Genomic DNA, 17,519 nt, shown 5'->3' with positions numbered 1-17,519 from the left:
TTCTACCGGGGTTCCTGCTTGCTCTGCTCGGTGACGGTGCCGTTCGCGGTGGTGTATGCGGTCGGCTCCATCGGCTCGAACGCGGCGTCGTCGGCGCCGGTGCGGGACGACGCGGGCTCGTACTCGTCCCACTGCGCCTCGCGACGGCGACGCGCGACGTACGCGGCGCCGATCCCGACAGCGGTACCGAGCAGCGCCCAGCCGGCGAGCCGGCCGGTGCGGCTCTTCTGCTTGCGCCCAACCGCCTTCTCCGCCTTCTTCTGAAGCTTGCGAGCCTGCTTGGCCTCGGACTTCAGCTCCTTGCGGGTCGCCTTACGGGTGGTCTTACCGGCCTGCCGGACGTTCTCCGACGCGGCGTTCAGCGCGGCGAGCGCGCTGTCCCAGCTCTGCGAGGCGGCGTCCCGTGCGGCACTGGCGGCCGGCTGGACCCGCTCCCTGGCGGCGTTGATCCTGGGTGCGACGGTCGCGCTGGTCTCGTTAGCCGCGATCGAGGCCGCGCGCTTGAAGTGGTCGACGCTCTGCCCGAGCTCGTTGCGCATCTGCGCTTTCCGGCTCCGTCGGCGAATCGTTGCGAACACCAGTGCCCACCTCCTGTGGTTTCTTCCAGCCATGTTGCCTTCTCGGGTACCCCCGCGCGGCCGGATCCCCGACATGGGGCAGGATCCGAATTGCACGAGAACAGCCCATCACGATGACGGGAGTACCCGTGGCCGAGACCCTTTACGCCACCCTGCACACCAATCACGGCGTCATCCGCCTCCAGCTCTTCCAGGACCACGCCCCGGCGACGGTCCGGAACTTCGTGGAGCTGGCCGAGGGCACCAAGGAGTACAAGGACCCCCGGACCAACCAGCCGGGTAGCGGGCCGTACTACGACGGCACCATCTCGCACCGGGTCATCCCCGGCTTCATGATCCAGCTGGGCGACCCGACCGGCACCGGTCGTGGCGGCCCGGGTTACCAGTTCAGCGACGAGTTCCACCCGGAGCTGCACTTCGACCGTCCGTACCTGCTCGCCATGGCGAACGCGGGGCCGGGCACCAACGGGTCGCAGTTCTTCATCACGGTCGCGCCGACCCCGCACCTGAACCGTCGGCACACCATCTTCGGCCAGGTCGCGGACGAGCAGTCGGCGAAGGTCGTCGACTCGATCGCGAACACGCCGACCGGCCCGGGCGACCGGCCGCGCGAGGACGTCGTCATCGAGCGAGTGGTGATCGAGCGGTCCTGAGTCTCAAGGTACCTTTGGTGCCATGAGTGAGGCTCCATCGACGGCACCGGTGTGCTACCGCCATCCGTCGCGGGAGACCCTGCTCTCATGCAGCCGGTGTGAGCGTCCGATCTGCACCAGCTGCATGAACGACGCGGTCGTGGGTCATCACTGCCCCGACTGCGTCAAGGAGGGACGCCGCAGCCAGCGGCCGGCGCGCACCGCCTTCGGCGGCAGCCGCGCCGGTCAGCTCGGCTACGTCACCACCACGATCATCGTGATCAATTCACTGGTGATGATCGCGTCGGCGATCCTCGGCGGCCCGCGCGCCATCGTCGGTAGTGGCGCCTGGAGTCTGTTCGGCAGCGGCACCCCACTGACCGAGTGGGGTGCGGTGCTCGGCTACGCGTGGTATGGCGAGGCCGTGCACGGCGTCGCCTCCGGCGAGTGGTACCGGTTGGTCACGGCGATGTTCCTGCACTACGGCGTGGTGCACCTGCTGCTCAACATGATGCTGGTCGCCCAGGTCGGCCGTTATCTCGAGGTTCAGCTCGGCCCGCTCCGGTTCGCCGCGCTCTACCTGATCGCCGGTCTCGGCGGCAACGTGGCGGCCTACGTCTTCCAGCCGGCCAACCGGATGTCCGCCGGCGCCTCCACGGCCACGTTCGGCCTGATCGTCGCCGTCATCGTGGTGAACCGGCGGCTGGTGCGGGACTCCGGCCCGATGATGTCGACGCTGATCATGAATCTGATCTTCACGTTCACCGTGCCGCAGATCTCGATCGCCGGTCACCTCGGCGGTCTCGCCACCGGTGGCCTGATCACCGCCGCGCTGGTCTACCCGACACTGCCGCACCGGTCGGTGAAGCAGCTGATCGGTGGTGCGGTCATCGTCCTGGCGATCCTGGTGGCGGCTTGGATGCAGACGGCGGCTCTGCTCAACTGACCGGGCGGAGCTCGGCCAGCGTCCCGGCCACCTCCTGCGGGACGGCGCTGAGCTGCGGCTCACTCAGGACGTAGACGGTGTCTCCGGTGTCGATCTCCAGCACCTCGCTGCGTCGGAGGCGTTCCACCCGTACCGCCTCGATCTGCGACCACGGGAGATGGCGGCGCCGCGCGAATCCGGTGAGCACGGTGATGCCCGCGTCGTCCGCCGTGAGGCGCACCGGGAGCAGTACGTCGCGGGCCGCCCAGACGACGATGCCGGCGGCGACGACGGCCGCGATGAGCCAGCGGGCCAGGTCATCGGGGGCGAAACCGGCGACCAGGGCCGGCAGCGCGGCCGCCCCGATCAGTTTCGCGACGGGAAGAGCCGGTTTCACTCGCCACTGCATCTCATCACTATCGCAGAATGGCCGACACCACTGCCGTGTCGCCGCTGTAATTCCATATTCAGCGGGTCCGCCCGACTCTTCCTCGATTCATACTCCGTTAACACTGCATGGACGTGTTCTTGAGTACGTTCCACCCCGCGGCTGAGGCGACCGCGGCCCTGCCGCAGGCGAACCGGCACCTGCCGATCCTCCGCAGCTGCGTCGACTCCGACGACCCCGCCGTTCTGGTGGCCCGCTGCGTCCGGCCCGGCGCCCCACTCTCCGGCGACTGGTTCCTACTGCTGACCGGCCGTCGGCTGGTCGTCACCCAGGACACCCGGCCGCTGCACCGGCTGCGCCTGCACCTCAATGCGAACCTGCGCCACCTGAGCAACGTGACCTGGCGTCTCGACCTGTCCAAGCCGGGCATCGAGCTGGCCGTCACCGCGATCGACGGGGTGCGCGAGCGGTTCCGGATGAGGCTGGGCGACTCGGACACCGTGTGGCGGGCCGAGTCGCTCCTGCGTGAGATCCTCATCGCGAAACCGGCCTGCGTCTAACCCCTCTGCGTCCAACTGCCGAGGAATGCCTCGATCGAGCGGCGCAGTCCGGCCGGATCCAGGCCGTGAGCGCGGGCGTGATCGTCCCTGCTGCCGTACCGTCGCACTTCGGTACGCCCGACGCCCAGGTGCAGCGACCGGTGCGGCAGCCCGCTCAGGGCCTCGCTGACCAGTCGTGCGGAGGTGCCGGCGAGGTAGGGCTCGACCACCACGATCTCCGGGGTGGTGACGAGATCGCGCAGCCCGGCGGTGTCGAGCGGCCGCGGCGTGTTGGTGTAGGCCACCGTCACGTCCAGGTCGCGTGTCGCCTCCAGTACCGGATCGAGCATCGGCCCCACCGCCACCACCAACGGACCACCCGAGCGCAGCACGTGCAGGCCGGCGCCGTGATGGGGACGGCTGTTCTCCTGGGTGGAGAGGCGTACGTAGACCCGGTCGTCGTGGCGGGCCGCCTCGCGCAGGATCGCCGCCACCTCGTCGCGGTGCCCCGGCACGTGCACGGTCCAGCCGTCGAGGGTGTCCAGCAGGGCCACATCGCCCGGGGACTGGTGCGTGTAGCCCTCGGCGGCCGCGTCGTACGACGCACCGATACTCACCAGCACCGCGCCCACGTCCTGGTGCGCGAAGTCCAGCTTGATCTGCTCGTACGCCCGGTCGATCAGGAACGTCGCGTACGAGTGCAGGTAGGGCCGCATCCCGGTGAGGGCCAGCCCGCCGCCGACCCCGGCCATCAACTGCTCGCGGATGCCGACGTTGAGGACCCGCTCCGGATGCCGGCGCTGCGCGTCGGTGAAGGAGTCGGCCGAGATGTCGGCGAGTACCAGCGCCGTTCGCGGGTCCTCGTCGAGGATGGCGGTCGTGGTGGTGATGAACGTCTCTCTCACAGCGCCGCCACCACCAGACGCGGCCGGTTCTCGACGCTGCGCAGGGACCGTTCGATCTCGTCGCGGTCGCGCCCGTTCACCACGGAGACCCCCCACCCGGGGAACCGTGCCGGGATACCGCCCGGCCAGCCGTGCGTCGAGCTGTGGTTGTCGATGACGATCGCGGTGATCGGCAGCCCGACCGCGGCGGCGTAGGCGATCGCCTCGTGGTTGGACCCCTCGTCCAGTTCCGCGTCGCCGAGCAGCACGAACGTCCTGGTGTCGAGGTGACCCTGGGCGCGGAGCCCGAGCGCGGCACCGACGGCGATGCCCAGCCCGTGGCCGAGCGACCCGGTGCCGATCTCGACGCCGGGGATCAGCACCCGGTCCGGATGGTGGCCGAGAGGGCTGTCCCAGCCGCCCATGTCGTCGAGCCATTCCTCGGGGAAGAAACCCTTCGCGGCGAGTACGGCGTAGTAGGCGGCCGGGCCGTGTCCCTTCGACAGGAAGAACCGGTCCCGGCCCGGGTCATCGATCGTCTCCGGAGTGATTCGTAACACTCTGTCGTAGAGAACCCACAGGACATCCAGCGTGGAGTGGGCGCTGGGGGAGTGTTTGACGTCTGCGGTGACTCGGCTGAGCAGCTTCATGTGTCTAGGCTGCAACTTGAAGTTCACTTCAACTCAAGGAGTGCCATGGAGACGCTCACCATCGGCGAACTCTCCGCCCGTAGCGGAGTCGCACCGTCGGCGCTGCGCTTCTATGAGCGGGAGGGGCTGATCCACGCCTCCCGTACCAGCGGCAACCAGCGTCGATACGACCGGGCCGAGTTGCGGCGGGTCTCGTTCATCAAGATCGCCCAGCAGGTCGGGGTGTCGCTCGATGAGATCCGGGAGGCCCTCGACTCGCTGCCGGAGAACCGCACGCCCACCAGGGCCGACTGGTCCCGGCTCTCCGCCCGCTGGCGATACCGCCTCCAGGAACGGATCACCGTTCTGGAGCGGCTCCGCGACGAGCTCAGCGGATGCATCGGCTGCGGCTGCCTCTCCCTCCAGCGATGCAAGCTGGCCAACCCCGGCGACCGGCTCGCCGCCGGCGGTACCGGCCCGCAGCGCATCCTCAACCCGGCAGCCGGCTGAGCACCTGGACCGCACGTCGTCCGGCCGGGTGTGGACGGCGCCACGTTCGCTCAGCCGGAAGTTGATGATCAGCGGGATCAGGCCATGCCCGGCGGTCTCACCCCCCGGAACGGCGTCTCACTAGCGCCTCCGGGGATCGCGATCAGCGGACCCCGGCCGGGCCGGCGTTCGACCACCCTTGACGGCACCATCGGCCGCGCTTAATCTAACGACGTTAGAAAATCTAACAACGTTAGACGCCATGCCGCGTCGACTCAGCAAGGGGAATCACATGCGTATGCGTATCTTCGCTTCCGGTCTCGCTGCCGCAACGGCCTTCCTTGCCGGCACAACGCCCTCCTCGGCGGCGTCACCGAGCGAGCAGACCGTGCGGGCCGGGACGAAACAGGTCGTCGAGCAGGCGCAGCAGAGCCGGAAGAACGACCAGGTGCCGGCGATCGGGCGACGCTGGGCCGCCGCGTGGGCGACCACCGACACCGGCGATCTCGCCCGCCTGTACACCAGGGACGCCGTCTACACCGACCGCGCTCTCAGCCTGGTGTTCCACGGTCGCGAAGGGGTCAAGGAGTGGGAGACCGGGTCCCATCAGCTCATCGACGATCTCGGGTTCGAGGTGACAGGCGGATTCGGCGGGCGTGACGAGGTGGTGGTCGAGGGGGTGTTCAGCGGCCACATCGTCGGCGCGCCCCGTCCGTTCGCGGTGCCGGCCGTGACCGTGCTACGGCTGCGCGGCAACCTGATCCAGTCGAGCAACGACTACTACAACCGGGGCGAGATCCTGAGCGACTCCGGCCTGCCCGCGGACTGGACCCCCACCGGCAACTGACGACATCGTCACCGAGGCTGCATGGTAGGTCGGCACACGGCTCCGGCCCGGCTACGCGGAAACGCAGCCGGGCCGGAGCCAGGTGGCGCCTACCCGTTCTCCGGCAGGTCGGTCCGCCAGCCGCGGAGCAACGCGCGCAACGCCTCCTGGGCGAGCCGCCGGGCGCGCTCGTTGCCGACGGTGTCGAGGTGGCCGAGCGAGGCTATGCCGTACAGCGTGCCCCAGACGATGTCGCAGGCCTCATCGAAATCGGCCAGCACCACGTCGTGGGCGGTCGACCAGGCGGTCAGCAGTTCCTCCAGGACACCGATGGCGCCGGCCGCCGCCTGTCGGCGATCCTGCGCGTCGATGGCACCGCCGTTCATGACCTGATACAGGTGCGGGTGCTCCCCGGCGAACCGGACATACTCCGACGCGAGCTGCATCATGCGCCGGTCGATGTCGGGCTCTCCGTCGGTCTGCTGGAGCTCCGCCAACATCAGGCGATAGCCGTGGGCGGCCAACTCCAGCACGAGTGCGTCCTTGTTGGCGAAATGCTGATAGACGATCGGCGCGGCGTATTCGACGTCGGTGGCGATGCGCCGGATCGTCAGCGCCGAGACGCCCTCGCTCTCCAGGACGTGCAGCCCGGCCTCGATGATCCGTTCACGCGTGCCCGCACGTTCACGGGCCCGTCGGGTGCCGGTCGACACAGCTGCCACCTCGCTCCAAGCATGTTTCAGGCACCGAGACACGGCGCCGCCACGGCACCGCCACCCTAACAACGTTAGATGGGGAACCGAGTGGAGATGAGACCGGGCGCGTTCTCTGCGCCATGACGGAGAACTGCAGGCCGTCGGAAACTGGTTTGCCCTGCTGGCAGCCGCGTGTCAGAGTCCGCTGCCGCCGGCACTCCGGAAGTGACGGTCGGCCATGGCCCCCAAACCCTACCGACAAGGCATGACACTGCAGATGAGCACTTCCACGATGGACCCCGAGTACGCCGAGCGGTGCCGCCGCTCGCTCGCCGAGGAGCAAGCCGCCAGCCTTGCCGCGACCGGTGACTGGGCCCACGTCGACAAGGACCGGGTTCACCGTGACTGGCACGAGTTGTACGGCGAGGTCGCGGCCGCCATCACCGCCGGCGCCCAGCCGGAGGACGAAGCGATCCAGGAACTGGTCGGCAGGCATTACGCCATCACCAGCCGGTTCTACATCCCGAGCCGGGACGCCTACCTCGGCATGGCCCTCCTGTACGCCGAGGACGACGCCATGCGGGACTGGCACAACTCCTACCATCCGAAAATGGTCGAGTTCTTCAGCGCGGCGATGCTGCGGTACGCCGGGGCCCGACTCTGACTCCGCATCGAGAGAGCGTTGTCCTGTCGGTCGGCGCCGACTAAGACTCAAGATCTATCACCAAGACCCCCGCTGTCCTGCGTTCTCACAGGTCGGCGGGGGTTGTCGCTGCTCAAGGCGGAGCGGAGGGCGTGGGATTCGAACCCACGATGAGTTTCCCCATACCGGTTTTCAAGACCGGCGCCATCGGCCACTAGGCGAGCCCTCCCGTAGTGCCGCTCCAGTCTGCCACCCGCGCTTGGATCGTGTCGTACCGGTGGGGCAGAGTCGGCCGTATGCACGCGATCGTGATCGAGGACAAGCAGTTGGTCTGGGCCGAGGTTCCGGACCCGGAAGCGGCCGAGGGCGAGGTCGTCGTCGACGTCACGGCGTCGGCGGTGAACCGGGCGGACGTCATGCAGCGGCAGGGCCTCTATCCACCGCCGCCGGACGCGTCCGCCTATCCGGGGCTGGAGTGTTCCGGGGTGATCAGCGCGATCGGCCCGGGGGTGACCGGGCACCACGTGGGCGAGCGGGTGTGTGCGCTGCTGGCCGGCGGCGGCTACGCGGAGCGGGTGGCGGTGCCGGTGGGGCAGCTGCTGCCGGTTCCGGCCGGGTTGTCGCTGGTCGAGGCGGCGTCGCTGCCGGAGGTGGCGTGCACGGTGTGGTCGAACGTGGTGGATCGGGATCGGTTGCGGCCGGGCGAGACGCTGCTGGTGCACGGCGGGGGCAGCGGGATCGGCACGTTCGCGGTGCAGCTGGGGGCGGCGCTCGGCGCGAAAGTCCTGGTCACCGCTCGGGCGAGCAAACACGAGCGGCTGCGCACGCTCGGCGCCGATCTGACGATCGACTATCAGAACGACGATTTTGTACGGTCGGTCCTGAACCACACCGGCGGAAGAGGCGCTGACGTCGTCCTGGACATCATCGGAGCGAAGTATCTGGCCCGCAATGTGGAGGCGCTGGCGCCGGAGGGCCGGATCACGGTGATCGGCATGCAGGGTGGCCGGACCGCCGAGCTGGACCTGGGTGCGCTGATGGCGAAGCGGGGCCGGGTCTCGTCCACGTCGTTGCGGGCGCGGCCGGCGGCGGACAAGGCACGGATCGTCGCGGGCGTGCGGGATCAGGTGTGGCCTCTGGTGGCCGCCGGTCTGGTGAAGCCGATCGTGCACGGCACGTTCCCGTTGGCGGAGGCGGCCGCGGCACACGAGCTGCTGGAGTCGAGCGACCACTTCGGGAAGATCCTGCTCCAGCGCTGACGTCAAGTCACTCTTTCAGGGGGAACGCGACGAAGTTATATGACCGATAAGGTCTGATATGCGGCGAGTCGCGGCCGCATCCGGCCCCACCATCCCCAGCATGGACGGACAGCGCGTCCGACATCCGGGCGCGCGCCGTATCCGACCGGAGGGGACACCGTGACGTACGCGCCGCACCGTTCCGCGCCCGCCGCCCACCGGGCGCCCGCCCGCAGGGCATCGCTCCACGAGGACGGAGCCGACGTGCACCCGCTGCGCGCCAGGCTCTGGATCGCCGGCGGAGTCGCCGTCTCCACCGCACTCGTCGCCTTCGGCGCCTGGGCGATCGTCACCACCCCGGCCACCGTCACCGTCGCCGAACCGGGCGACCCGCCGGCCGCCGGTTTCGCATTCGACGTGACCGGACTGCGCTGCGGGGTGCCGTCGATCGGCCCCGAGGGCATGGAGCAGAAGGCCGCCGGGCAATTCTGTCTGCTCGACCTGAAGGTGACGAACAACAGCGGCGAACCGAAACTGTTCGACAGTGGCGCACAGCGCGTCCATGACACCAACGGAGTACCTTACGCGGTCGCCGAACAGGCCGCGGTGTTTCTCAACGATGGTGATTCGTCACTGCTCGCCGAGGTCGAACCGGGCGAGACCGTGACCGGGGTGCTGCCCTTCGACGTGCCCTCTGACGTGCGGCTCAGTGAGGCCACACTGACCGGGGCGATGTCCACCTCAGGCGTACGCGTGACGTTGCCGGATCCACGCTGAACACAGCGTTTATCGGATCGTGATCGGGGATCAATTATGTGAATCATGCCCCGGCGGATTCGATGTTGTGTTGGCATGGTCCACGGAATAAGCACGGTTGTCCGGGTTCCCATTGCCCACCTTCGACGGTGGCATAAACGTGGCAGGCAGCATCGGTCGCGTTGGGATGGGATTCGCGTGAGTGCCCCGGGCCTATTTCGGAGGCAACACTGCACGGTTCGTCCACGCGGCGGGTACTGACCGCCGGCGCACTTGCGCTGGCCGTCATCGCACCGGCCCCAGACCAGGTCGAGCACGGCACGGAAGCGGTCAGCACGCCGCTCCAGGCCCTGCCGGTCACACCGGACCTCGCGGATCACCCGCTGGGCGCGGAGATCCAGAAGCGACAGCTCGGCGAGTCGGTGCCGGTGACGGCACAGGCGCCGTGGAACCGGCTCCGCGAACTCCGGTTCGACGCCGGGTTCGAGGCGTCGCCGGTACGCGACGGGTTGGAGGCCCGCGCGGCGGCCGCCGAACGTGTGTCCCGTGTGGCACCGCGCCGGGCCGTCACGGCGCGGCCCGTCGCCCGGGTCCGCCCATCTCCGGTCTCCCGCCGTCCCGTCGCCCTCGCCCGTCAGGCCGCACGCCCGGTGGAGGCCCGCCAGAGCGTCACCCGGCCCGTGGAGGCCCGCCAGAGCGTCACCCGGCCCGTGGAGGTCCGTGAGGGCGCTGTCCGGCCCCTGGAGGCCCGCCGGGCCGCCGTCCGCTCCGTGGAGGCCCGCCGGGCCGCCACCAGGCCGGTGGGGGCCCGTCAGGCCGCCGAGCGCCCGGTCACCCGGGAGATCCGCGCGGTGCGCACCACACGGGCCCGGGTGGAGCGTCCGGCCGGCAGGCGGGTCGCCGTCCAGCAGCGGCGGGTGACGATCTCCGACCGGGGCACCGTGCGCCGCAGCAGCCGGACCACCACGGTGCGGTCGCTCCGGTCGTCCGGCGGCTCCCGGGACATGCGCGCGGTCATCGCGTTCGCCAAGTCGCAGGTCGGCAAGCGGTACGTCCGTGGTGGCGAGGGGCCGGGCGGTTTCGACTGCTCCGGGTTCACCAAGCGCGCGTACGCCAGGGCCGGCCTTAGCCTCCCGCACTCGTCCGGCGCGCAGGCCCGCCGGGCCCGGTCGGTGTCGCGGTCCCAGGCCCGTCCCGGCGATCTGGTGGTCGGTCGCGGTCACGTGGGCATCTACATGGGCCGCGGGATGATGATCGACGCGGGGAACAGCCGTACCGGTGTGGTCTACCGCAAGGTCTACCGCGGATTGTCGGTGTCCCGGCTGAAGTGAGACACCCGTGGACAGCAGTCAGCACCCGCCAGAACCGACGGGTGCCGACTCGCTGATCGCCGCGACTGCAAACGCGACGATCGATCACGACCAGGCGCGGGGATCTCTGCCGCACACACCCGGTCGGATGTCTGACAGAAGCATTACCGAGAGCGGGTCGACCCATGCGCACCACCTGTGCGTTTACCCGTACGAGTGACCACGTACGGCAATGGGGACGAAAGGCGCTCGACACGTCGAACGGTTAGTCTCTGCCCATCGTGGGAAAACCGGATCAGTTTCAGTGACCACGCCGGAGGCCATCCATGAGTCTTGACCGCGCCACGGCGCCCGATCCCTACGATGTCCTGCCACCGGTCCCGTCCTTCACGGTGACCAGCACGGACGTGACGGACGGGCAGCCCCTCGACGAGATGTACGCGCACACCAGCGTCGGCGGGAAGAACCTGTCGCCGCAGCTCTCCTGGTCCGGGTTCCCGGCCGAGACGCGCGGTTTCGTGGTGACCTGCTTCGACCCGGACGCACCCACCGGCAGCGGCTTCTGGCACTGGGTGCTGGTGAACCTGCCGGTGTCGGTGACGTCGCTCGAGCGCGGCGTCGACCCGCTGCCGGAGGGCGCGTTCTGCGTGCGCAGCGACTACGGCGACCGTGCCTACGGTGGTGCGGCCCCGCCGCCCGGCGACCGCCCGCACCGCTATGTGTTCGCGGTGCACGCGATCGACGTCGACCGTCTCGAGGTGACACCGGACGCGTCGCCCGCCTACGTCGGTTTCAACCTGGCGTTCCACACCGTGGCGCGGGCCACCGTCCGCCCGACCTTCCAGGTGCGGGGCTGAGAGACAACGCAAGAGGCCGCCGGCGTGAGCCGGCGGCCTGATTGACGTTGATCAGCGGGGTGAGCGGGCCACGCAGAAGACCGACTGACCGAACGGCGGCCGGACGACACGCTCGGCCGCCTTGGTCACCGGCAGCACCAGCGAGTCATACACCTTCACCATCGGCCCCTCCTTGGGGGCCAGCTTGAAGATGCTGGTCGCGGTGTAGTAGCCGATCAGGCCCAGTGCGTTCGCGTAGTGGATCTTCTCGATCTCCAGGCCGGCCTCGACGAAGGCGGCGCTCAGCGTCTTCTTCGTGTAGCGGCGGATGTGCCCGGTGGCGATGTCGACCTGGCTCATCGCGAACATGAACGCCGGGACGATGATGATCACCTTGCCGCCGGGGCGGACCAGCTCCTTCATGCTGCGCAGCGCGCCGACGTGATCCTCGATGTGCTCGAGCACGTTGTAGGAAACGGCGGCGCTGTACTCCCCCGCGGGGTTCTCGACCGGAAGCAGCATCTGCTTCACGTCGATGTTCGCGTACTCCGCCATCCGCTCCTTGAGCAGGACGAGTCGATCGGGGTCCGCCTCGGTCGCGGTGAATTTAGGCAGGTGCTCGGCCCACTCGATCGCGTAGTCGCCGAGACCGCTACCGATTTCGATGGGGTTGTCCCCCAGATGCGGGAGAGCGAGCTCGACGAACCACCTGCGGTGGTTCACCGCGGTGGCGAGGCCTTCGAGCACTTCGGACTGGATCCGCTGGTCTCCAGTGATGTCTGCCATAGGTGAGGTTCCCTCATCTTGCCGATCTGAGTGACAGCGGGACCGCTGAAGTTAACCACTTGACGCGCCTATCCGAAAGTTGGGCGCTGGTCACCACCGATTTTTTGGCCTGATTGAGACATAGCGAGGCCCGGTACTCGCGGGGGTTACCCCACTGGGAGTTCACCGGGTGGTCACCTCCTCGGACACGCGGAAAACACGCGTACATATCGGCTCTATCACGCCTGGGGCGCACACCGCTGGCTTCTCGTAAACCTCGGTTAGGGTGGCCGATGCTATGACGATTACGGGTTTTGACTCGACAGGCCAGTCGACCGGCGAGAACGTTCTGCCGCCGCGCCAAGTGACCGCCGACGACGACCTGGACGCGGAGCTGATAGCCCTCGGGGCGAGTGTCGCGGTGGCCGCGCCGGCCATTGCCGCGCCCACCCTCGAGGCTGCCGAAGAGCAGGTGGGACGCCCTTCGTGGCGCCGTTTGCTCACGTGGCGGGATGTTGTTGCGCTGGCGAGTCTCCTTGCTGTTGCGCTCTACCTCACCGCCCCTGTGTGGCTCAATCTTGATCATGAACTGCGTGATGATCCGCAGGATCAGGCTTTCTTCGAGTGGATGCTGGCGCACGGTGCGCGCGTGCTCACCGATGGCGTCTATCCGTTCTTCTCGGACCGCATGAATTACCCCGACGGGGTGAACATGATGGCCAACACCTCGGTGTTGGCCGTTTCCTTGCCACTGACGCCCATCACTCTTCTGTTCGGCCCGCATGTGGCGTTCAACGTATTTCTCACCGGCGCATTGGCATTCACCGGCGCGTCGTGGTATTTGGTACTCTCGCGCAGGTTCGTCACATCTCGGGCAGCGGCCTGGGTGGGTGCCCTCTTCTGCACCTTCGCGCCGAGCATGGTCTCGCACGCCGGCGGCCACCCCAACATCGTCTCGCAGTTCCTCGTTCCGCTGATCATCTGGCGCACCCTGGAGCTCCGGGTCCGCGGCCGGGCGCTGCGGAACGGGCTGATCCTCGCCGGCCTCCTGGTCTGGCAGGCGTTCATCAACCTCGAGATCCTCTTCATGACCGCGGTCGGGCTCGGGTTCTTCTGCGCGGTCATGGCGGTCGTCCGGCGCCGCCGCCACCCCGGCGAGGCGCTGCCGTTCCTGCGCGCGCTCGGTGTCACCGCGGCCGCCACCCTGGCCGTGCTCGCCTACCCGCTCAGCGTCCAGTTCTTCGGTCCGCAGAGCTACCAGGGCCTGTCCGAATACGTTCGGGCGTTCGGCGCCGACCTCGCGTCGTTCACCGCCTACTCCCGGCACTCGGTGGCCGGCGACGCCACGATCGCCAGCCGCCTCACCCAGAACCCGGCCGAGGAGAACGCCTTCTTCGGCTGGGGCCTGATCGTCCTCTTCGCCGGCTTGCTGATCTGGCTGCGGCGGTCCGCGGCGGTGCTGGTCCTCGGCGGCATCGCGCTGCTCTTCGCGGCCATGTCGCTGGGTCCCAGGGTCGTGCTCAACGGCGTCGACACCGGCGTTCCCGGCATCTGGGCCGCGCTGCACAGCATCCCGGTGCTCGACTCGGCGGTACCCACCCGCTGGGCCATGGCGATCGCCCCGATCGTCGGCATCGTCCTCGCCCTGGGCTGCCAGCGCGCGGCCGACATGATCCGCAGCCAGCCGGCGTCGCGCGGCCCGGTCCGCGTCGCGATGATCACCGCGGTCGCCATGGCACTGGTCCCGCTGATCCCGAAGCCGCTGGCCACGGTCGCGATGGACCCTGTGCCCACGTTCATCACCTCCGGAGCCTGGCGGGCGTACGTCGACGACCGGCACACCCTGGTCGCCCTGCCGCTGCCGGACAGCGTCTACCCCGACCCGCTGCGCTGGGCCGCCGAGACCGGCCAGGACCTGCGTATCGCCGGGGCGTACGCGCTGCTGCCCGCCCAGAACCCGCAGAATCCGCAGGACCGGACCGCGATGTTCGCACCACCGTGGCGCCCGACCAGCGGACTGATCACCTCGATCAAGCAGGGCAACCCGATCCCGGAGATCAACGACACCCGCCGGGAGATGGCGCTGGCCGACCTGCGCTTCTGGAAGGCGGCCGTGGTGGTGCTGACTCCGCAGCCCCGCGACATCGAGATGCTCCGGACCATGTCCGACCTGGTGGGCTTCCGCCCCACCTGGACCGGCGGCGCCTGGGTCTGGGACGTCCGCCACCTGGTCGACGACCCCGAGGCGGTACTCGCCGGCGGCGAGCCCTACTGATCCACCCGATCGGCGCTCATCCGACCGGCCCGCGGTCCGGCCTGGCCAAGATTCAGGCCGCACCGGGTTGTTCGGGCCGGATCGGCCGAGGGCCGGGTCGGCCGAGTTGGGCTGGATCGGCCGAGTTGGGCCGGATCGGCCGAGTCGGGCTGGATCGGCCGAGTGGGGCCGGATCGGCACGAGTCGGGTCGGACGGCCGTGCCGCCCGAAAGCTTCGGCTGGTTCTCACCGCTGTCTCAGAGGCCTTGAGACAGCGGTGAGAACCAGCCGAGGGTTGGCGGTGACCGTCGCATACGCCCGGCGGCGCCCTGTCGGGCAGGAGGATCGCCTGCGTCGCCCCGGATGCCACGGGACTGTGCGTAGCTCGTACGACTAAGCGGTTTTGATGCAGCAGCCCGGGCAGACCTTGGGCTGCGGCAGGGTGAAGGCCAGGCAGCAGGTCTTGCGCTGTACTTCGAGTTTGCCCTGGTGTCCGGGGTGCAGTTCGATCAGGTCGCGGACGCCGAAGGCGCCGAGCAGACGGTCGATCGTGTCGGCGGAGGAGCCGGGGACGGTGTCGGCGGAGCGCAGGACGCCGTAGGCGATGCCGGAGGCGAGCGAGCCGAGCAGGGTGCGCTTGCCGAGGCGGACCCGGCCGTGGAGGGCGTCGAGCAGCGGGGTGAGGTGCTGGTCGAGGAGGCTGCGACGGAATTCGGTCAGCAGGGCCTCTTCGTCGGCGACGACCTTGACCTGCGGGAGGCCGGAGAGCGCGAGCGGGTCGTGCGGCAGAACGGCGACCGGGATGTCGGGGCGCATGCCGAGAGTGATCAGCGGGCGCGGGTCGTCGAAGCGCATGAGCGTGTCGGTGGCGGTGAGCAGCGGCACCCGTCGCGCGGAGGCCCAGCCGAGGACGGCGGGCAGGGCCAGCCAGTACGTGTACGCCTTCCAGGCGAGTGCGGCGGCGGCGTGCGGCTGGGCATTCCACCGGCGGCGTGCGGCGTCCAGGAGCGTGTCGGCGTGCACGTCGGCGAGCCGGGCCGTGGGCGTCCAGCCGGCCAGGTCGCGGACGACCAGGTCGGGGGCGAGCCCGGGGACCTCGGTGCTGGTGCCGAACATGGCGCGCAGAGTCGCGGTGACCGGGGCGAGCGGCCGGGGGCGGATCTGCGTGAGCTCCATCGTGATGCTGGTCACGGGCGGCCGTCTGCCCGCGGCACTCGTCGCTGAGTCACCGCACAACTCCTCGCGGATGAGCTTGCTGAAGCGGATGGTGGCGAGCCGGCTCTTGTGGAGCGACTGGGGCTCACGACGACACACGGTACCCGGTTAAGGGTAGCCTAACCACACCGACCCAAGGGGATCTTTCGGGCGAATGCCCAAGGTAATGATTACTTAACGTAGCGTGGCCGCGCTGCCTGATTCGTCAAGGTATCTGTCGGCAACGCGCTACTAGCTCCTTGGGGACACAAGATCCCAGCGACACTGAACGTGCCGTCGCGAAGGGGACATCCGTGATGACCACCTCGCCCATTGAAAGGGCCGCAGATCAGTTCGTCACGGCGCTTGCGCAATGGCGGACCGAGCGCGGGATGACCAAGAAGCAGCTCGCCGCGCGCATGGGCTTCGATCCCTCCTACGTCAGCCATGTCGAGGGACGCCGGCACAAACCCACCGAGGACTTCGCCCGCCGGGCGGAAGCCGTCCTCGGCGCCGGCGGCGCCATCTGGCAGAGATTCCAGGAGTACGACGAACTTCGCCACGCCCGCGCCACCGGTCCGCACCGTGACCCTCCGGTGCCGGTTCAGTGGCTACCGCCCGGCACCGGCCTGATCGTCGAGCGTGAGGTCGCCGAGCTGGCCTACACCGACGGCGCCTACCGCTGCCGTGTCCAGCGATGGCTCTACAACGCCGGGGTGGAACCGGTCACCCGTTACCTCGCCAAGATCTCCGTCGATCGGTACCCGCACGACCCGGCCGGCTCCAACCGCCACCACCGGGAGAACCCGCTCACCTTCGACGAGATGGACGTGGAGGCGTTCGCCGGTGAGGGCGCCGCGGCCGAGACCATGATCTGGCGGGTCAAACTCGACCGGGACGCGTCCAAGGAGATCTGGCTGATGTTCGCCAACTCCCGCGGACAGTTCCCGCTCTATCCCGGCGAACGGACCGTCATCGAGTACGCGTACACGGTCGGCGAGGAGAAGTGGGGCCAGTGGTTCCAGCGCGCCGTCCGCCTGCCGACCCGGTCGCTGACCGTGCGGCTGAACTTCCCGGAGAGCTTCGAACCCCAGGTCTGGGGTGTGGAGGCGTCCCTCGCCGCCGAGGTGCCCGTCCGTACCCCGTTGGAACGCCGCACCGAGGGAGGTCGCGCCATTTTCGAGTGGTCAACCGACGCGCCCCTGCTCAACGCGCGATACCGGCTGGAATGGCGGTACCGCGGCGCCGAGGCGCCGGTCTACGAGGAGACCGGGCCTCCGGAGCCGGCCCTGCCCCGGGCCTCGCACCGGATGCGTGGCATCGGCATCATCCAGCGTGGGTCCGACCTGCTCCGGCAGCGGGCCCGCCACTTCCAGCTGCCCCGCGAGGGAGCCGCCGCCCGCAACGCGGTCACCCGGCTGCTCACCTCACTCGGCCGCCTGGAGGACCTGCACGAGTTCAGCAAAGGCGTGGGTCTCGCCGCGCCACAGATCGGCGTTCCGGTGGCCGCCGCCGTGGTCCGCCCACCGGAACGCGACGTCGACCCGGTCGTCCTGCTCAACCCGCGGGTCGTCGGCGAGTCCGCGGAGTGCGACGAGCAGTACGAAGGCTGTCTGTCGTTCTTCGACTACCGGGGCCTGGTGCCGCGTCCGCTGCGGATCGACGTGGAACACGCGCGGTTCGACGGGACGCGGGTGGTCACCAGTTTCGAACGGGCGCTGGCCCGGCTGATCAGCCACGAGATCGACCACCTGGAGGGTCGGCTCTACGTGGACCGGATGGAGCCCGACGCCAAGCTGATCCCGGTCGCCCAGTACCAGCAGACCGGGCGGCCCTGGGACTACTAAGCACGTAAGCAGAGGTTCTGCACGTAACGGCTCCGGCTGGAACATGCTCGGTTAGAAGGACATAGCGATAGAAAAGCCTCGTCGTGGGTTC

General features: G+C 69.0%; 19 protein-coding genes and 1 tRNA gene. 12 read left to right on the top strand and 8 right to left on the bottom strand.

Annotated elements, in window-relative coordinates; genetic code table 11:
* Positions 1 to 2 precede the first annotated feature (2 nt).
* Positions 3 to 539, bottom strand: coding sequence for a hypothetical protein (locus BC793_RS38080; protein ID WP_109601471.1), 537 nt, complete (start codon positions 537 to 539; stop codon positions 3 to 5).
* A gap of 167 nt (positions 540 to 706) precedes the next feature.
* On the opposite strand from BC793_RS38080, the gene BC793_RS38075 reads away from it, so the two are divergent.
* Together BC793_RS38075 and BC793_RS38070 are read left to right on the top strand one after the other, a co-directional pair.
* Positions 707 to 1,231, top strand: coding sequence for a peptidylprolyl isomerase (locus tag BC793_RS38075; RefSeq protein WP_109601470.1), 525 nt, complete (start codon positions 707 to 709; stop codon positions 1,229 to 1,231).
* Between the two features lie 22 nt (positions 1,232 to 1,253).
* Positions 1,254 to 2,156 carry a rhomboid family intramembrane serine protease gene (locus BC793_RS38070; RefSeq protein WP_109601469.1) on the top strand — a complete coding sequence of 301 codons (903 nt, stop codon included), beginning with the start codon at positions 1,254 to 1,256 and terminating at the stop codon, positions 2,154 to 2,156.
* On the opposite strand, the gene BC793_RS38065 is transcribed toward BC793_RS38070, so the two are convergent.
* Positions 2,149 to 2,544: a PH domain-containing protein gene (locus BC793_RS38065; protein ID WP_109601468.1), complete on the bottom strand. Its 396-nt coding sequence runs from the start codon at positions 2,542 to 2,544 to the stop codon at positions 2,149 to 2,151. The two genes, BC793_RS38070 and BC793_RS38065, sit on opposite strands and share 8 nt — an antisense overlap.
* A 113-nt stretch (positions 2,545 to 2,657) precedes the next feature.
* On the opposite strand from BC793_RS38065, the gene BC793_RS38060 reads away from it, so the two are divergent.
* Entirely contained in the window at positions 2,658 to 3,083 is a 426-nt protein-coding gene (locus tag BC793_RS38060) for a hypothetical protein (protein ID WP_428839534.1), read from the top strand.
* Here BC793_RS38060 and BC793_RS38055 read toward each other — a convergent pair.
* Both BC793_RS38055 and BC793_RS38050 read right to left on the bottom strand, forming a co-directional pair.
* Positions 3,080 to 3,967: a transketolase family protein gene (locus BC793_RS38055; RefSeq protein WP_109601466.1), complete on the bottom strand. Its 888-nt coding sequence runs from the start codon at positions 3,965 to 3,967 to the stop codon at positions 3,080 to 3,082. The genes BC793_RS38060 and BC793_RS38055 overlap by 4 nt on opposite strands.
* Positions 3,964 to 4,596 carry a thiamine pyrophosphate-dependent enzyme gene (locus tag BC793_RS38050; RefSeq protein WP_109601465.1) on the bottom strand — a complete coding sequence of 211 codons (633 nt, stop codon included), beginning with the start codon at positions 4,594 to 4,596 and terminating at the stop codon, positions 3,964 to 3,966. Before BC793_RS38050 ends, BC793_RS38055 begins: the two co-directional genes overlap by 4 nt.
* 45 nt (positions 4,597 to 4,641) lie before the next feature.
* Between BC793_RS38050 and soxR the strand changes: the two genes are divergently transcribed.
* Positions 4,642 to 5,085: a redox-sensitive transcriptional activator SoxR gene (soxR, locus tag BC793_RS38045; protein ID WP_109601464.1), complete on the top strand. Its 444-nt coding sequence runs from the start codon at positions 4,642 to 4,644 to the stop codon at positions 5,083 to 5,085.
* A gap of 271 nt (positions 5,086 to 5,356) precedes the next feature.
* On the top strand, positions 5,357 to 5,911 hold the full coding sequence (locus BC793_RS38040) for a nuclear transport factor 2 family protein (protein ID WP_158319504.1): 555 nt from the start codon (positions 5,357 to 5,359) through the stop codon (positions 5,909 to 5,911).
* An 89-nt stretch (positions 5,912 to 6,000) separates the two neighbouring features.
* Here BC793_RS38040 and BC793_RS38035 read toward each other — a convergent pair whose 3' ends face one another.
* Entirely contained in the window at positions 6,001 to 6,603 is a 603-nt protein-coding gene (locus tag BC793_RS38035) for a TetR/AcrR family transcriptional regulator (protein WP_109601462.1), read from the bottom strand.
* A gap of 247 nt (positions 6,604 to 6,850) precedes the next feature.
* Here BC793_RS38035 and BC793_RS38030 point away from each other — a divergent pair, with 247 nt between their 5' ends.
* A complete protein-coding gene (locus tag BC793_RS38030) occupies positions 6,851 to 7,249 on the top strand; it encodes a TipAS antibiotic-recognition domain-containing protein (protein WP_109601461.1) in 399 nt (132 codons plus the stop codon).
* Between the two features lie 123 nt (positions 7,250 to 7,372).
* Here the strand turns inward: BC793_RS38030 and BC793_RS38025 are convergent.
* Positions 7,373 to 7,457 (bottom strand) — tRNA-Ser (locus BC793_RS38025).
* Between the two features lie 67 nt (positions 7,458 to 7,524).
* On the opposite strand from BC793_RS38025, the gene BC793_RS38020 reads away from it, so the two are divergent.
* From BC793_RS38020 to BC793_RS38005, 4 genes are all read left to right on the top strand, one after another.
* Entirely contained in the window at positions 7,525 to 8,487 is a 963-nt protein-coding gene (locus BC793_RS38020; protein WP_109601460.1) for an NAD(P)H-quinone oxidoreductase, read from the top strand.
* A 159-nt stretch (positions 8,488 to 8,646) separates the two neighbouring features.
* Entirely contained in the window at positions 8,647 to 9,243 is a 597-nt protein-coding gene (locus BC793_RS38015; RefSeq protein ID WP_239170522.1) for a DUF4352 domain-containing protein, read from the top strand.
* Between the two features lie 161 nt (positions 9,244 to 9,404).
* Positions 9,405 to 10,553, top strand: a complete 1,149-nt coding sequence (locus BC793_RS51885) for a C40 family peptidase (protein WP_239170521.1) — start codon at positions 9,405 to 9,407, stop codon at positions 10,551 to 10,553.
* A 305-nt stretch (positions 10,554 to 10,858) separates the two neighbouring features.
* Positions 10,859 to 11,389, top strand: coding sequence for a YbhB/YbcL family Raf kinase inhibitor-like protein (locus BC793_RS38005; RefSeq protein WP_109601459.1), 531 nt, complete (start codon positions 10,859 to 10,861; stop codon positions 11,387 to 11,389).
* Positions 11,390 to 11,440: 51 nt separating this feature from the next.
* Here the strand turns inward: BC793_RS38005 and BC793_RS38000 are convergent, their stop codons facing one another.
* Entirely contained in the window at positions 11,441 to 12,154 is a 714-nt protein-coding gene (locus BC793_RS38000; protein WP_109601458.1) for a class I SAM-dependent methyltransferase, read from the bottom strand.
* A gap of 373 nt (positions 12,155 to 12,527) precedes the next feature.
* Here BC793_RS38000 and BC793_RS37995 point away from each other — a divergent pair, with 373 nt between their 5' ends.
* Positions 12,528 to 14,408: a DUF6311 domain-containing protein gene (locus BC793_RS37995; protein ID WP_373871293.1), complete on the top strand. Its 1,881-nt coding sequence runs from the start codon at positions 12,528 to 12,530 to the stop codon at positions 14,406 to 14,408.
* A gap of 372 nt (positions 14,409 to 14,780) precedes the next feature.
* Here BC793_RS37995 and BC793_RS37990 read toward each other — a convergent pair whose 3' ends face one another.
* On the bottom strand, positions 14,781 to 15,563 hold the full coding sequence (locus BC793_RS37990) for an IucA/IucC family C-terminal-domain containing protein (RefSeq protein WP_109601553.1): 783 nt from the start codon (positions 15,561 to 15,563) through the stop codon (positions 14,781 to 14,783).
* 335 nt (positions 15,564 to 15,898) lie between these two features.
* Between BC793_RS37990 and BC793_RS37985 the strand changes: the two genes are divergently transcribed.
* Positions 15,899 to 17,428: a peptide deformylase gene (locus BC793_RS37985; protein ID WP_109601456.1), complete on the top strand. Its 1,530-nt coding sequence runs from the start codon at positions 15,899 to 15,901 to the stop codon at positions 17,426 to 17,428.
* Positions 17,429 to 17,519 lie beyond the last annotated feature (91 nt).

Origin of the sequence: Actinoplanes xinjiangensis (assembly GCF_003148685.1) — a bacterium.
In the GTDB taxonomy this organism is placed as follows: domain Bacteria; phylum Actinomycetota; class Actinomycetes; order Mycobacteriales; family Micromonosporaceae; genus Actinoplanes; species Actinoplanes xinjiangensis.
The sequence above is the reverse complement of the archived record's forward strand: the minus strand, read 5'-3'. Positions and strand labels throughout refer to the sequence as shown.

Bases quoted from the DNA above. Each gene is read 5' to 3' on its own strand.
- BC793_RS38080 (WP_109601471.1), bottom strand. From the start codon at position 539: ATGCGCAACGAGCTCGGGCAGAGCGTCGACCACTTCAAGCGCGCGGCC.
- BC793_RS38070 (WP_109601469.1), top strand. From the start codon at position 1,254: ATGAGTGAGGCTCCATCGACGGCACCGGTGTGCTACCGCCATCCGTCG.
- BC793_RS38065 (WP_109601468.1), bottom strand. From the start codon at position 2,544: ATGCAGTGGCGAGTGAAACCGGCTCTTCCCGTCGCGAAACTGATCGGG.
- BC793_RS38050 (WP_109601465.1), bottom strand. From the start codon at position 4,596: ATGAAGCTGCTCAGCCGAGTCACCGCAGACGTCAAACACTCCCCCAGC.
- soxR (WP_109601464.1), top strand. From the start codon at position 4,642: ATGGAGACGCTCACCATCGGCGAACTCTCCGCCCGTAGCGGAGTCGCA.
- BC793_RS38040 (WP_158319504.1), top strand. From the start codon at position 5,357: ATGCGTATGCGTATCTTCGCTTCCGGTCTCGCTGCCGCAACGGCCTTC.
- BC793_RS38030 (WP_109601461.1), top strand. From the start codon at position 6,851: ATGACACTGCAGATGAGCACTTCCACGATGGACCCCGAGTACGCCGAG.
- BC793_RS38020 (WP_109601460.1), top strand. From the start codon at position 7,525: ATGCACGCGATCGTGATCGAGGACAAGCAGTTGGTCTGGGCCGAGGTT.
- BC793_RS38005 (WP_109601459.1), top strand. From the start codon at position 10,859: ATGAGTCTTGACCGCGCCACGGCGCCCGATCCCTACGATGTCCTGCCA.
- BC793_RS38000 (WP_109601458.1), bottom strand. From the start codon at position 12,154: ATGGCAGACATCACTGGAGACCAGCGGATCCAGTCCGAAGTGCTCGAA.
- BC793_RS37990 (WP_109601553.1), bottom strand. From the start codon at position 15,563: ATGGAGCTCACGCAGATCCGCCCCCGGCCGCTCGCCCCGGTCACCGCG.
- BC793_RS37985 (WP_109601456.1), top strand. From the start codon at position 15,899: ATGACCACCTCGCCCATTGAAAGGGCCGCAGATCAGTTCGTCACGGCG.